The organism is Mesotoga sp. UBA5825, from assembly GCF_002432955.1.
In the GTDB taxonomy this organism is placed as follows: Bacteria; Thermotogota; Thermotogae; order Petrotogales; family Kosmotogaceae; genus Mesotoga.
The window spans coordinates 1-14,064 of record NZ_DJHG01000122.1; the positions used below are offsets into that span (position 1 = coordinate 1).

Genomic DNA, 14,064 nt, shown 5'->3' on the forward strand with positions numbered 1-14,064 from the left:
CTGCTACCCCCGACCACGTTTCTGCCCTCTGATCCCTTCGGTCAGCTTTCCTTCCCGGCCAATCTTATGCCTTCTTTGGGGCTGTCGACAATATGCAGGTCCAGCTGGCTGAACGGTATCTCTATTCCGTTTTCGTCGAATTTCGATTTTATGATCTTCGCGAGTTCTGTGCTTGAGGCGACGAAGTTAGGCCTCTCCACCCAGAATCTCACGACGAAGTCGATCGAAGACGCGCCATACCCGGTGAACTGGATCATGGGTTTGTGATTGTCGTCTACATATAGCTTTTCATAAGAGTTGACAGAATCCTCGAGTATCTTCATCACTTTGTTCAGATCGCTCGAATACGAAACGCCTACCGTGAGATCGTTTCTTCTTATATTTTCGGGCCAGAAGTGAATTATCGTTGCGGTCCAGACGTTTCTGCTCGGTATAGTTACGAGCTTGCCGTCCCAGGTTTTGATGAGTACGTGATTCAGTTTTATTTCCTGAATCCCGCCTGAGGTTCCGCCAATGTCCACGGCTTCCCCTTCGTAAACCAACTTGTTGATCATTATAAGAATTCCACAGATGAAATTGTCTAGAGGCTCTTTGACTGCGAGACCCACAATAATACCTGATACTCCGAGTCCGGCAAGCATAGGAGCCAGATTCTTGAAGAGAACCGAGATGATTATGAAGGCTGCCAGCGCATAGAACGCCAGATTGAAAAGCGTTCTCATGGTCTTACGATACTGAGTGGAGACAACGGTTGTCTTCTCCGCGAATTTCATGAATGCTTTGTAGAAGAGACCTGCCAGCCATTTTGCCAGCAGCAGGATTACAACGCTAATCCCTATTCTGATGGCCCACTCGATAATTGTACTGAGTACTTCATTCATGGTAATCCCTCCTATAGTCTCATGTAGTTATTCTTACATACGATCCTTCAAAAACCCAAATTCGATGAAAACGGAAACCTTTCTACCGCCTAAGCAGTTTGGAGAAAGCAGCCGAGGTTCTCAGAATCGGAGCGTTTTGCCTTTTGATTACATGGACTGTGAAAAGCCGATCCCTTTCGAGAAGGGGCAGACCCTAATGCAAATACCGCAATCGGTTCCATTCGTCCTCCAATAAGAGTAACAGAGCTCGTGACTAATTCCCCATTTCCTGGTTCCGTTTACGATCTCCTTTCCATTGACGGGTATTGCAGAAGCCGGGCACTTTGTCGAGCAAATACCGCAGCTGCCGCAGAAGCTCTCTAGGTCAACATCGATTGATTGGTCGCACTTCAAAGGCATATCCGTAGTTACCAGTCCGAGTTTTATTCTTGGGCCGAACCTGTCAGAGATGAGAAGGCCGTGTCTTCCGAAAACGCCAAGTCCTGAAGCTTCCGCCACCAGAGGGAGAATTGCGAGATAATTTCCGTCCATATGATTTCTAGCCGAGTATCCAAGACTTCGAATGAAATAGGAGATGCTTAGTCCGATCGTGGCTGCCTTCAGATACGTTCTGGAGCTCTCGACCATTGCGGTCATCGCCGGTGCGCTGTCAATCATATCCTTCTTTATTTCAACCGCGAATGCTATTCCAAAAGGAAGTAGATCGGTTACTTTCTTTCCGTAGTGTTCTCGATGCCTGCCTCTGTGGCTGTAATAAAACTCCGGTTTCATTTCTGCCACACCTACTAGATCTGCACCAAAATCGCGGGCGACCCTTTTGACTAGATCGGTGAAGCTTGACGAGTCGGATCGAAATCTGTTATTTGATGGCATACCTTCGCATAGAGGCCGAAGATCTTCTACAAGGGAGAAATTCGAACGGACTTCCGAAGCTTCAAACAGCTCGTAAGAAGGACTATAGGAGTCGCACAGATTCGGTCTTCCTCGAAGATCGTCATCCACCTCTTTCAACTCAGGATGCAAGGAGTAGTAGTCACGGTACTCGGGAGATCCTGCTTCGTAGTTCATCCTGGCAAACATCGTGTCACGCTCATCGTATCTAGTCATTCTATTCACCACCGGCCTGCACTGATCATACAATTATACTAGCAGCGGCTTTTGCATCCTATGCTGTCGTCTGGATTTAAGACAGGCGCGACACAATGACGGCTTCAAGCAATTTCAGCTCCCGATCACAGACTCTTTCCTTCATTTGTTTTGCTTTGCCCGATGCTAAACTTGTGAGGTATCCAGAGATTCAGTGACTCCAGAGGATCTATAACAGTGAGCAGTTTTTCAGCCTTCTGAACGGATTGGTCGGCCGTTCTGGCTTCATAGAAAAGCAGAACAGGACAGGTTTTCTCTGCCCGATCCTTTGTGGATCATCTTGGTGAGGAATCGCTTAGTCTCTTTCGAAAGAAGATTGAACATAATCACCAACTCATGGCCGATGAAGAGATCAAGAATCGGGCCTTTTGCTTTCAAGTGATTGACCGGGAAAAACATTGAAAACTGCATGTCTATGGCGAAAATTAGGATGGTGATCAAATGAAGGATGGTAGGGTAAAATTCGACGCGATAGTTATCGGTTCCGGTCAGGGAGGCACTCCTCTGTCGCTTTCGCTTGCAGATGCAGGATGGAAGGTCGCACTTGTGGAAAGAAAGGCAGTTGGAGGTACATGCGTCAATGAAGGGTGTACTCCAACAAAGACTATGATAGCCAGCGCAAGAGTAGCGCATCTGGTAAAGCGCGCAGCAGATTTTGGAGTTGATGCTGGCAAGTTCTCTGTCGATCTGGAAAGAGTTATCCGGCGGAAAAAAGAAGTGGTTGAGAGTTTCAGGGAAGGAAGCAAGAAAAGGATTCTCGATTCTCCAAACCTATCATTGATAGAAGGCAGCGCGCGTTTTGTAAGGGAAAGACAGCTCGAAGTCAGCCTTCAAGATGGGAGAACAGAGTTCTTGGAAGCAGACATCATAGTGATAAACACCGGAACGAGACCTGCGAGACCTGAGATAAGAGGTCTGGATAATTCAGTGGCTTATGACTCGACTTCGATAATGGAGCTCGATGAGCTTCCGGAACACCTCATAATCGTTGGTGGCGGCTACGTTGGTCTCGAGTTCGGGCAGATGTTCCGACGTTTTGGAAGTGAAGTAACCATTATTCAAAGGGATAAACAGTTGCTCTCTCGCGAAGATGAGGATATCGCCGGCATGGTTTTGGAAATCATGAGGGACGAAGGTATCGAGGTCCTTCTAGATAGCGAACCGCTCCAGGCCAGAAGCGCCGGGGGCAACAGGATCAGCCTGAGAGTGCAATCTTCTGAGAAGGAAACGACATTAGTGGGAAGCCATCTGCTGCTCGCGACCGGCAGGTTACCCAATACTCCCGACCTGAATCTGGAAAAGAGCGGGGTTAAGGTTGACGATAGGGGATTCATAAAGGTAAACAACAAAATGGAGACCACGTCGGAGGGAGTTTACGCGATAGGCGATGTTAAAGGCGGACCGGCCTTCACACATATTTCCTACGACGACTTCAGAGTATTGAGGGAGAACCTCTTGAACGGAGGAAGCTCGTCGATAGAAGAGAGGGATGTCCCTTATGTAGTATTCATTGATCCTCAACTTGGAAGAATAGGCCTCACCGAGAAGGAAGCATCGAGTCGGGGGTACAGCTATCGCGTGGCAAAGCAGCCTTTTGATAGGGTGGCTCGGGCCATTGAAACGGACGAGACACGAGGAATGATGAAGGCGCTTGTCGACTCAGAGACAGACCGGATTATCGGTGCCGCCATTCTAGGAGTTGAGGGCGGAGAGATTGTATCTGCAATTCAGATTGCCATGATGGGCGGGCTTCCATTCACTTCGCTCAGAGACGGCGTCTTTGCACACCCAACGCTCGTGGAATCATTGAACAATCTCTTCATGACGCTGGATGGCTGACCGTATTTGCAAGAGTATATTAGAATGCTCGCGGAATCTCTTTCGGGGTTAGTCGATGGAGGTAGCCCTTCGGGAAGAAAGGTGGTTGGATTTCGTGGCATTTGGAAGTCAATACTCCCTCGTGGGGTTCTAGTTGTAGCCCCGAATCTTTGTTGGTCTCTGAAAAGATGAGAACAACCTGTGGCTCTCTGTGAATCAGCTGCTTTCAGGTTCTCCCTTTTTGGGGTTATCTGTCTGAGCCGAAATGGGAAAGAGGGAGAAACCGGATCTCACATTCTGGGCTGGAGCTTTCAGTCGGAACATGGATATGTCAACAGAGACAACGGCGCATTGAAAACTTTCAGAGATAGTGTACAATTAAATGGAGTAGAATTATCGGCAATACGAATTATGGAGGTAGGTTGTATGAAGAGAATAATGCTGATTGCACTGATACTAATGACGGCCATTGGCTTTGCACTGAAGGGACCGATTACGGTCGCATCGAAGATAGACACCGAAGGCGCACTGTTGGGACAGATGATAGTGATAGTCCTGCAGAAGAATGGCTTTGAAGTGAACGACAAGACTGAGTTCGGAACTACGAGTGTTATCAGAAAGGCGATCATTGCTGGAGAGATCGATATATATCCCGAGTACACCGGCAACGGAGGTTTCTTCTTCGATAACACTGATCCGGGTATATGGAAAAACGCGCAGCAGGGATTCGAGACAGTCAAGAGACTCGACTTTGAGAACAACGGCCTGGTGTGGCTGACCCCCGCCCCTGCCAACAATACATGGGCTCTGGCGATCAGGAAGGATCTTTCCGACAGTGAAGGAATAAAGACACTTGAAGACCTCGCGTCTTACCTGAATCGCGGCGGCTTCATTAAGCTGGCCGCTTCAGAGGAGTTTCTTACCAGACTGGACGCTATGCCGGCTTTTCAGGAGGCTTATGGCTTCGAGCTTTCAAATGAGCAGCTACTTGCCTTCTCTGGAGGAAATACCGCTCAGACCATAAGGGCCGCTTCCCAGAACATTGACGGTGTAAACCTCGCGATGGCATATGGTACTGACGGCGCCCTCTCCGCTCTCAAGTTGGTGGTCCTTGAAGACACCAAGGGAGTTCAGCCCGTTTATGAACCCGCTCCGATCGTTAGAAAGGAGATACATGAAGCCTATCCGGAAATCGAGGAGCTCCTCAAACCCGTTTTCGAGGCTCTTGATCTCGAGACGCTGCAGATGCTAAACGCTTCGATAGCGATAGAAGGTTTAGATGCGGGATACGTCGCCGAGCAGTTCCTCATATCGAAGTCTCTGATTGACTAGAGTTATGACGCTGATTTCCAGACGAAGAGACATGATGGCCATTCTAGGAATGGCCATCATGTTGTTGTCTCTCCTGGTCCCGGGATTCCTTTCAGTTAAGGAGACGAGAATCTCGGAGACATTTCCCGTAGCTTTAGGCAGCTTCTCAAATGTGGGCCTCTCTCTCCTGCTAGTGGCCTCATTTGCAGTCTTGTTTTTGTCCTACGCGGGATTCAGCTTTTTGATGGGCCTCGTGGGAGGGATTGCCCCCGTCTTCGGCTTCTTTCTGGCCGGAAGACATGCCGCCTCTATAGCTTCAAAGGCAGGTCCCTTTGCAAGGGTCTCCCCTTCCACCGGTTTGTGGGTTCTTCTCCTGGCCGGCTACATTGTTGTATTCGCTGCCAGAAGAAGACTGAAGGACAGGAAGATCATCTCATCGCTTCTGGTCTTGGTTCCGATTGGCCTGTTCCTGTTGCTTCTCGGCTCGGGTCATCTGAAAGACCTTGCAATAATGAAGGAGTACGCAAACAGAAGCAACAGATTTCTTGAAGAGACTGTGAGGCATCTCGTAATTGCAGGAGGAGCAGTTCTCGCCGGAGTGCTCATAGGAGTGCCGCTTGGAATAGTTGCCAACAGGTCTCCAAAGATCGAAAGACCTGTATTCGCTGTTGTGAACTTCATACAGACGATCCCGAGTATAGCCCTGTTCGGCTTGCTAATAGCTCCGCTATCCTACCTTTCACGCAGTGTGCCATTTCTTAGGGAGATAGGAATAACGGGTGTCGGCTGGGCTCCGGCCATGATAGCTCTCGTCCTGTATTCGCTTCTCCCGATAGTCAGAAACACTTACTCAAGTCTGAAGGTTATTCCCACAGATACCGTGGAGGCTGCCAGGGCGATGGGAATGAGCAGAATTCAGGTTCTCGGAAAGGTCGAGATTCCGATTTCGCTGCCGGTTGTCCTTGCTGGCGTTAGAACAGCGGCCGTTCAGGCCGTGGGGAACACTACCATGGCGGCCCTGATCGGAGCAGGAGGTCTCGGGGTTTTCGTATTTCAGGGTCTCGGTCAAGCCGCCATGGATCTTGTCCTTCTAGGAGCGTTGCCTATAGTTGCTCTCGCTTTGATAGTCGATTCCCTAATGCAGCTGCTTATAGGAATACTGACTCCTAAGGGGTTAATCTCGGAGGGAGCCAATGATTAGATTTGAAGATGTTACAAAGAAATACGACGAGAATACGCTGGCCGTAGATTCGATTACCTTCGAGATCCCCTCGAACGAACTGACGGTTCTAATCGGGCCTTCGGGATGTGGTAAGACGACTACGCTCAAGATGATAAACAGGATAGTCAGACCTACAACGGGGAAGATCCTGATAGACGGCAACGACGTAACCGTCATGGATGTGAAGCAGCTCAGGAGAGGAATTGGTTACGTAATCCAGAACGTGGGGCTCTTTCCACATATGTCGGTGAAGGATAACATTGCCACCGTGCCGAGACTGCTGAAGTGGGAGAGATCGAAGATAGATAGAAGAATCTCTGAACTGCTTGAGCTTGTAGGGCTTGAGCCGAAATCTTATGCAAAGAAACTTCCGAAAGAACTGTCGGGCGGCGAGGCCCAGAGAGTCGGCGTTGCGAGGGCGCTTGCAGCCGATCCCCCGATAATACTTATGGACGAGCCCTTCGGAGCGGTAGACCCATTAACTAGAGTGAGGCTCCAAGACGAGTTTGCCAGAATTCAGGAGGAACTCCACAAGACGATCGTCTTCGTAACCCACGATATAGATGAGGCGATAAGGCTTGCAGATAGAATCGCGGTCATGAAAGCGGGCAGAATCCTTCAATATGACACTCCCGAAGAGATCCTGGCGCATCCGAAGGAGAAATTCGTCCACGACTTCATGGGATCAGATAGAGCGCTGAAGAGGCTCTCGAGGATCCCGGTCAGGGAGTATATAGAGGAGAGCTTCGCGATAGACCTTTCAGGAAGCTGGGAACAGCTAGGCAAGATCGAAGAGGAATTCGTCTGGGCGCTTGACAAGGAAAAGAGACTTGTCGGCTGGGTAGATGTCTCCCATTCGAGCAGGGAGAAACCGGTAAGAGAAGCTCTGACTGAAATGAAGGAAGAAGAGATCTTGAGTCCGGACAGCACTGTTAAGGAGGCGCTTTCCAGAATGCTTGAAAGCGGAACCGCGGCGTTGCCGGTCGTCGAGAGAACGGGGCGTTTTCTCGGCCAGATAAGCATGACCAGAATCCAGGAGTTGACCAGAAGTGACAGAGAAGAGAAGTAGAGTCTTATCCTGGGTCTTGTTGGGACTGTTCTTGCTGGCCTTCGTCCTTCTCATCTCTAATATGGCATGGTGGGAGAGCTTTCTGCGATGGTTCTTTCCCGGAGAGAAGCAGGTTCTTCATCCAAGAGGGACTTTGTTGGAGCTAGTGGCCGAACATCTCTGGATGGTCATCGTATCCAGCGGACTTGCCACCATTATCGGCATCTCGATAGGAGTGCTGGTTACACGTCCGATGGGCAGGCAGTACTTGCCTCTCGTTTCAAGCCTGAGTTCCCTCGGCCAGACCTTCCCTCCCGTCGCTGTTCTCGCTCTTGCCGTACCGTTGCTGGGATTTGGATTCAAACCGACGGTCGCCGCTCTGCTGCTTTATGGACTGCTTCCCATCTTAAGAAACACAATAGTGGGAATCGAAAACATCCCCGCAGATGTGCGTGAAGCAGCATATGGAATGGGTATGTCTTCGTGGCAGGTGCTGTTTAGAATTGAGCTCCCGCTTGCGCTCAAAGTAATCATGTCGGGAATTCGGATTTCGGTCGTAATAAACATCGGGACGGCAACTGTGGGGGCAACCATTGGGGCCGGTGGCCTCGGGTCGCCCATTATCGCCGGACTTGTCGCAGAGAATCCCGCTTTTGTGCTTGAAGGGGCTATTCCGGCGGCGCTTCTCGCATTTTCAGCCGATGCGCTGCTCGGTAATATCGAGAAAACGATTTCTACAGCGTAGGATTTGCCTCTTGAATCAGGTGTCCTTTTCGGCGTGCAACTGCGGGCTTTCCGTAAAGAGTTCCTCGGAGTTATCCTGTTCATGCCCTTGCCTCTTGCCGACAAGAAGATCTCCCATTGCCCTCAGGTCGTTTCCCGAAGGATTCTGGAATACCCTCAAATCGAAGTGAGGGAGTGTAGCAAAGATGTGATCGAAAATGTCTGACTGCAGAGATTCGTAGTTAACCCATGATGTGTCTTTACTGAAGGCGTATATCTCCAGAGGCAGCCCGGTGTCGGTCGGCTGCAACTGCCTGACCATCATGATAAGATCTTTGTTTGTCCCGGGATGATTTCTGAGGTAGGCGGTCAGGTATGCCCTGAAAGTCCCAATGTTCGTCATCCTTCTGCCGTTGACCGGTTCGGTTACGTCTACCTCGTTCATTCTGTTGAACTCCTCGATCTCCTTCTTTCTGCTTTCGAGGTAAGGTCTCAGAATCTGGATCTTGTGCAGCCTGTCATACAGGTCGTCATCGAGAAAGCGGACGGAAGAGGTGTCTATGTAGACAGATCTCTTGATTCGCCTTCCGCCGGCCTGAAACATCCCCTTCCAGTTCTTGAACGATTCAGAGATTATCGCGTATGAAGGGATTGTAGTTATCGTCTTGTCCCAGTTCTGAATTCTTATCGTTGTAAGGGTAATGTCGATTACATCACCATCGGCCTGGTATCTTGGAACCTCTATCCAGTCCCCGATGCTCACAAGGTTGTTCTTAGAAATCTGGATGCTGGCGACGAGCCCGAGAAGTGAATCCCTGAATATGACGAGTAGGACGGCGGTCATCGCACCGATTCCGCTCAGGATACCCCACGGAGAAATCCCCGTCAGAACGGACACCGCAACGACGCCGGCTATGGTATACACCATTAGTTTCACAACGGTCATGTAGCTCTTTATCGGCTTATCCTTAGAGGTTTCCAGAGACTGATAAGCGCTTGTGAAAACGTCCAGGAAGGCATCGATCACAACGGCGGCGATGAATATCAGATATGTGGTTACCAGCCTGTAGATTACGTCGCTTATCGCGGGGAATGCAGGAGCGAATAGCGCAATCACGATGGCCGGTATCATAAGGGCAATTTTGTTGAGCAGTTTGTGTTTTACGAGAAGGTCGTCCCATTTGAATGCAGATTTTCTCACAATAAGCTCAATAGGCTTAATCAGGACCTTTTCGAAGATGTATTTGGATAAGAAGGCCACGACTATCATGATTATTCCAACAACTATGTTGGCAAGTACCAAGTCAAAAGTCTCACTGAGTCCGAGAGCCGAAAACCACCCGGCAAAGATATTGACCACTAGATCGCCCCCTCAAAGATATGGTCACTAGATAGCCCGCTCAGACAATAATAACATCACTGACTCCATAACTGCCTCTTCACGTTGGGCTTCCAACATCAGACACTTATCGATTTGCCAATCCCCAAAGTCGAGAAGTGAATGGAATTATTCCGATCAAAACGTCAATCTGAATGGAGGCTTTCAGAGATCGCCACAATGTCGTAAAATAGTGTATTGGAGGTGAGTGAGTTGAAATGTCCCGAATGCTACTCTAGTGACAGTAGGGCGACGCCGCTGAAGAACCCCGAAGATTGCCTCTTGAACCACGTTCAATACGTTTGTTCCACCTGTGGAAGGGCGATCTGTATGGATGACGACGAGCGGGAAAGGCACGGCCCTCGAGCTTCTTTCAGTTCCTTCAATGACGCTATGCTTTACCTCCGGGCAGCCGAGGCGCTGTTCAACGGACCATGCGGGATCTATGAACTGACCGACGGAACGAAGGTCTTCTACAAGATCTTCGTAGACAAAGACGGGTTAATGAACTACCTAATAGAGAATCCCGAGAAAAGGTGCCCTCTGGGAGAAGCTCTTCACGAAACCGAGGAATTCAGACCTGCATCCAAAGGACAGATTCAGAGACTGGATGAAGAGAAAGTAGAGCAGTACATGAAAGAGAAAGAAGAAGTAGATGGCTAGCTTCGAGATCGTCTTTCTTCTCGTTGTCTATGGAATCAGTCTCTTTGAACTAACGTTGCTGTCTCTAAACTACAGGAACGCCAGACTCTCGAGGGTATCCCTTCCCGACAACTTGCGCGACGTCTTCAACGATGACCTCATTGGAAAGTCCGTGGATTACACGAGGGCAAAGGGCTCTCTTGCCATCACCTCGTCGATTGTGAGTCTTGCAGCGTTGAGCATAGGCATCTTCTGGTTTTTCAGAGCCGTTGAATCCTTAGCGGTTAGAGCGGCGGAAGGGTTCGTGATTCAGGGGCTTTTGTTCTTCATCGTCATTGGAGCGACCGCCTTTATCATCACTTTGCCCTTCTCTATCTACTCGACGTTCGTTCTCGAGAAGAGATTCGGATTCAATCGGACGACACCGGGAACGTTCGTTGCGGACAAGCTGAAGGGAATAAGCCTGGTGGCTGTAATCGGTATCCCCATAGTAACTCTGGTTCTACTGGCCGTCGACTCGTTTGCTTACTGGTGGCTGTATCTGCTTATCGGAGTCATAGTCTTCGAGCTTCTGGCCCAGCTGATATTTCCAACAGTAATCCTGCCCATCTTCTACAAGCTCAAACCTCTCGATGATGAAGACCTTATGGGCAGGCTAAGGGCTATCGCCGAAAAGGCAGGCTTTGAAGTGAAGTCGATCCTGGTCATGGATGCTTCGAGAAAGACCGGCCACACGAACGCCTTCTTCACAGGGATAGGCCGCGCGAAAAGGATCGTTCTATTTGACAGCTTGCTAGAGAAGCACACTTCAGAAGAGATACAGGCGATCTTCGCACACGAAGCAGGCCATTTTAAATGCAAACACATCCTGAAGGGGATGCTAGTTTCAAATGCTGCTGCAGCCTTTGCGGTGGTCTTGCTCTGGCTGATCGTCGAGAGCCCTCTGGCTTCTGGTATTTTCGGAATTGAGAAGAAGTTCACCACTCTTCTGTACGCAGGTGTTTTCCTCTCATCGGTCTTCACGATGCTCGACTGGATAGACTCGTTAATAAGCAGAAGATGGGAGTTCGAAGCCGACAGGTATGCAGCCGAGATGCTGGGCACATCGCTGCCCATGATAAGCGCGCTGAAGAACCTGTCCGCGTCCAACCTGTCAAACCTGAGTCCACATCCGCTATATGCGGCCCTCAATTATTCCCACCCGCCGCCATGGGAGCGAATTGAAAAACTGAACAGCATAGTCTCTAATATAAATGAGAGAGAGTAGGGGGTGAGAGCTTGAAACTCAAGTTCATTAACAGCATTACACCTGTGAACAGGCTTGAATGGATTGAAGAGTACCTCGAACTTCCGTTCGAACTGTTCTGCAAGCATGATGAATTAACGGGTTTCATTACGAGCGGAAACAAGATCAGAAAGCTCGAGTATCTTCTGAAAGATGCTCTGGAAAAGAAGGCAGATACGGTATTCACCTGCGGGGGCATTCAGTCTAATCACTGCAGGGCAACGGCCCTTGCCGCTAGATCGCTCGGAATGCAGCCTGTTCTCTTCCTCAGGGGAAGGCCGATGGAGATCCCCCAGGGGAATGTTCTTCTTGACACAATGGTGGGCAGCGATATCCATTATGTGACAAAAGAAGAGTATTCGAAGATAGACGAGATCTTCGCCACGAAGAAGGAAGAATACGAGAAGAAGGGCAGCAAAGTCTACCTGATCCCCGAGGGCGGCTCAAACGCGCTTGGCGCCAGGGGATATGTGGATGCTGTCAAAGAGCTTTCAGGACAGATCAATCTCGACGGTGTCGAAGCCATCTTCACAGCGGTTGGTAGCGCGGGCACCTATGCGGGCCTCGTGGCCGGTCTAAAATCGCTCGGATATAACACCAGAGTGATCGGCATAAACGTCACGAAAGATCCCTCGTCCTTATTTGTGGAAAAGACGAAACAACTAATAGAAGGCCTGAAAGAGTACGGGATAGCCGTCTCGCTTGAAGGCAGTGAAATCGAAATAGTCGATGACTTCTCTGGACCGGCGTACGCCGTGCCTTCGGAAGAGGATATGGATCTCATAAAGAAACTTGCGAAGGAGAGAGCATTCTTCCTTGATCCTGTCTATACGGCAAAAGCCTTCAGAGGCATGCTCGAAATCTCTAGAGGGAGATTTGCCGGAAAGAGGGTTCTCTTTATCCATACAGGCGGACTGTTCAAGCTGTTCGACAATCCGGCAGCTTATGTGAAGTGAAGCCCTGCGTCGCAGGGCTTCATGCTTTCTTTAGATCTTCAAGCCTTTCAAGAAACTTATCTATATTGTCTTTGAACCTTCTGATCCTGACTTCGGCAGATTTAAGATATTCAAGGCCCGCTTCGGTTATCTTATAATTCTTCCGGGCTGGACCTGTGTCTTCAGTATCCCATTCAGAGGTTATAAGACCCGTTTCCTCGAGACTCCCGAGCACCCGGTAAAGACTGCCCATCTGACCGACACCAAAGATAGGGATCTCGAAGTCGTTGATTCTAGAAGACAGTTCATACCCGTGGCCCGGTTTCTCAGCGATGAGGAGAAGCAGATACAACTCGATCCATGATCTGCCCATCCCCATTCGTCTTCCTCTCATACTTCTCATATATGCTCCGTCGTCTTTTTTCTAGTGATTGTGGAACTTTCCATGGTCTTCGGGCTCGTATTCAACGCTGGAAAGTTCGCCTTCAATGTAGGTTCTTACTAGCGCTTCGACGGTCCCGCTGGCCCCGGTAATGGCATGTACGCCCAGCGTCTCGAAGAACTGTCTTGCCCGGCCGCCCATGCCTCTTGTTATTATCACATCGGCGCCTTTACTCTTCACGTAGCCTGGAATCTCGCCCGGCTCGTGCTGTTCAAAAGGGTTCGCTTCGATTTCGTGAGAGACAATCTCGTTGTTCTCCACAGTTACGAATGCGAAGAACGGAGAGTGACCGAAATGCTCTGAAATCTTGGATTTGAGACCGTTATTATCAACAATGGGAATTGCGATCTTCACAAAAACTACCTCCTTACCTATATTCATCTAACATATATTATAGCATTCGAACAAGACTGAGTTATGATAGCATCTGCGATCTGATTTGCTCTTCCTCAAGGGGAGATCAGTTTCACGGCTTTGCCGGAAAGAAATGACTAAAATGCCTCCTGTTTTGAGACTGTCCATACGTTTCTGGTGAAGCAATAGTTCTTGAGGGAGGCATGAAACGACGGCCGTCTGAATGAGCAATTGTGAGAGAATCATCATGGAGGAGGTGCGGCATGAAAAAGACTTTTGCTTTACTGATAATTGCGGCACTATGTGTTGCGGCGCTTGCGAATGGTCTGCTGGTTATTACTTTGAAGGATGGTTCAATCTACGAATTCTATCTCGATGAAATCGAGAGTCTGGTATATGTTGCGGACGATGAGTTTCCCTTGGAATCCAAGTACATGAGCCTTGACAAACTTGTTTTCGTTCCCGGTGAAGAGATCAATCTCTATTTCTTCGGAACTTCGGGACTAGAGTCTTACGCCTGGATCNNTTTACAAAGACGTCTTTGCGCCGGGCGAAGAGATCACTCTGTACTTCTACGGAACAGAAGGCCTCGAAACGTACGCCTGGATCGGAATCGTTCCCTCTGATATTCCACATGGAAGCGAGTCCGAAAACGACCTGCACGACATTCAGTATGCTTACGTCGGCGGCATGACAGACGGTTTGATAGTATTTACCGCTCCATGGGATGCCGGATTCTACGACTTCAGATTGAATGACTCGGACAGCGGTGGTGTAGAGATCGACTTCCTCACGTTCGAGGTCAGGGAGTAGCCCGCAGAGCAACTTTTCATTGTTTGAAAGCTGCTCGGGGCGTCGTTCTGCTCTTGAAAGGTTATC

Annotated in this window: 14 protein-coding genes; 9 read left to right on the forward strand and 5 right to left on the reverse strand. The window is 49.4% G+C overall.

Features of this window, described 5'->3' with window-relative positions; genetic code table 11:
* Positions 1–41 precede the first annotated feature (41 nt).
* Together B3N33_RS12010 and B3N33_RS12015 are read right to left on the reverse strand one after the other, a co-directional pair.
* Positions 42–881, reverse strand: a complete 840-nt coding sequence (locus B3N33_RS12010) for a mechanosensitive ion channel family protein (protein ID WP_214078981.1) — start codon at positions 879–881, stop codon at positions 42–44.
* Positions 882–1,028: 147 nt separating this feature from the next.
* The gene (locus B3N33_RS12015) at positions 1,029–1,988 is read right to left on the reverse strand and encodes a 4Fe-4S dicluster domain-containing protein (protein ID WP_214078982.1); all 960 of its coding nucleotides are present in this window, start codon (positions 1,986–1,988) and stop codon (positions 1,029–1,031) included.
* 480 nt (positions 1,989–2,468) lie between these two features.
* On the opposite strand from B3N33_RS12015, the gene B3N33_RS12020 reads away from it, so the two are divergent.
* From B3N33_RS12020 to B3N33_RS12040, 5 genes are all read left to right on the forward strand, one after another.
* Complete coding sequence (locus tag B3N33_RS12020) at positions 2,469–3,866, forward strand: mercuric reductase (RefSeq protein WP_214078983.1); 1,398 nt, start codon at positions 2,469–2,471, stop codon at positions 3,864–3,866.
* 405 nt (positions 3,867–4,271) lie between these two features.
* Positions 4,272–5,177, forward strand: a complete 906-nt coding sequence (osmF, locus tag B3N33_RS12025; RefSeq protein WP_214078984.1) for a glycine betaine ABC transporter substrate-binding protein OsmF — start codon at positions 4,272–4,274, stop codon at positions 5,175–5,177.
* Positions 5,170–6,357, forward strand: a complete 1,188-nt coding sequence (locus B3N33_RS12030; protein ID WP_292593478.1) for an ABC transporter permease — start codon at positions 5,170–5,172, stop codon at positions 6,355–6,357. Before osmF ends, B3N33_RS12030 begins: the two co-directional genes overlap by 8 nt.
* Positions 6,350–7,447 carry an ABC transporter ATP-binding protein gene (locus tag B3N33_RS12035; RefSeq protein ID WP_214078985.1) on the forward strand — a complete coding sequence of 366 codons (1,098 nt, stop codon included), beginning with the start codon at positions 6,350–6,352 and terminating at the stop codon, positions 7,445–7,447. The genes B3N33_RS12030 and B3N33_RS12035 overlap by 8 nt, the downstream gene beginning before the upstream one ends.
* Positions 7,428–8,171, forward strand: a complete 744-nt coding sequence (locus B3N33_RS12040) for an ABC transporter permease (protein ID WP_214078986.1) — start codon at positions 7,428–7,430, stop codon at positions 8,169–8,171. Before B3N33_RS12035 ends, B3N33_RS12040 begins: the two co-directional genes overlap by 20 nt.
* 15 nt (positions 8,172–8,186) lie before the next feature.
* Here the strand turns inward: B3N33_RS12040 and B3N33_RS12045 are convergent, their stop codons facing one another.
* Positions 8,187–9,509, reverse strand: a complete 1,323-nt coding sequence (locus B3N33_RS12045) for a mechanosensitive ion channel family protein (RefSeq protein WP_292593479.1) — start codon at positions 9,507–9,509, stop codon at positions 8,187–8,189.
* Between the two features lie 231 nt (positions 9,510–9,740).
* Between B3N33_RS12045 and B3N33_RS12050 the strand changes: the two genes are divergently transcribed.
* The 3 genes from B3N33_RS12050 to B3N33_RS12060 are packed head-to-tail and all read left to right on the forward strand — an operon-like array spanning position 9,741 to position 12,410.
* A complete protein-coding gene (locus B3N33_RS12050) occupies positions 9,741–10,190 on the forward strand; it encodes a hypothetical protein (protein WP_102818802.1) in 450 nt (149 codons plus the stop codon).
* Positions 10,183–11,436 carry a M48 family metallopeptidase gene (locus tag B3N33_RS12055; RefSeq protein ID WP_214078988.1) on the forward strand — a complete coding sequence of 418 codons (1,254 nt, stop codon included), beginning with the start codon at positions 10,183–10,185 and terminating at the stop codon, positions 11,434–11,436. The genes B3N33_RS12050 and B3N33_RS12055 overlap by 8 nt, the downstream gene beginning before the upstream one ends.
* 11 nt (positions 11,437–11,447) lie before the next feature.
* Positions 11,448–12,410, forward strand: a complete 963-nt coding sequence (locus B3N33_RS12060) for a 1-aminocyclopropane-1-carboxylate deaminase/D-cysteine desulfhydrase (protein ID WP_099830998.1) — start codon at positions 11,448–11,450, stop codon at positions 12,408–12,410.
* Positions 12,411–12,429: 19 nt separating this feature from the next.
* Here B3N33_RS12060 and B3N33_RS12065 read toward each other — a convergent pair whose 3' ends face one another.
* Positions 12,430–12,768 (reverse strand): PadR family transcriptional regulator, encoded by a 339-nt coding sequence (locus B3N33_RS12065; protein WP_243392454.1) that lies wholly within the window; start codon positions 12,766–12,768, stop codon positions 12,430–12,432.
* 45 nt (positions 12,769–12,813) lie between these two features.
* Complete coding sequence (locus tag B3N33_RS12070) at positions 12,814–13,185, reverse strand: NifB/NifX family molybdenum-iron cluster-binding protein (protein WP_112109550.1); 372 nt, start codon at positions 13,183–13,185, stop codon at positions 12,814–12,816.
* Positions 13,186–13,875: 690 nt separating this feature from the next.
* Here B3N33_RS12070 and B3N33_RS12075 point away from each other — a divergent pair.
* Entirely contained in the window at positions 13,876–13,998 is a 123-nt protein-coding gene (locus tag B3N33_RS12075) for a hypothetical protein (RefSeq protein WP_292593480.1), read from the forward strand.
* Positions 13,999–14,064 lie beyond the last annotated feature (66 nt).

Coding starts and splice junctions, on each gene's coding strand:
- B3N33_RS12010 (WP_214078981.1), bottom strand. CDS start 881: ATGAATGAAGTACTCAGTACAATTATCGAGTGGGCCATCAGAATAGGG.
- B3N33_RS12015 (WP_214078982.1), bottom strand. CDS start 1,988: ATGACTAGATACGATGAGCGTGACACGATGTTTGCCAGGATGAACTAC.
- B3N33_RS12020 (WP_214078983.1), top strand. CDS start 2,469: ATGAAGGATGGTAGGGTAAAATTCGACGCGATAGTTATCGGTTCCGGT.
- osmF (WP_214078984.1), top strand. CDS start 4,272: ATGAAGAGAATAATGCTGATTGCACTGATACTAATGACGGCCATTGGC.
- B3N33_RS12035 (WP_214078985.1), top strand. CDS start 6,350: ATGATTAGATTTGAAGATGTTACAAAGAAATACGACGAGAATACGCTG.
- B3N33_RS12055 (WP_214078988.1), top strand. CDS start 10,183: ATGGCTAGCTTCGAGATCGTCTTTCTTCTCGTTGTCTATGGAATCAGT.
- B3N33_RS12065 (WP_243392454.1), bottom strand. CDS start 12,768: ATGGGGATGGGCAGATCATGGATCGAGTTGTATCTGCTTCTCCTCATC.
- B3N33_RS12075 (WP_292593480.1), top strand. CDS start 13,876: ATGACAGACGGTTTGATAGTATTTACCGCTCCATGGGATGCCGGATTC.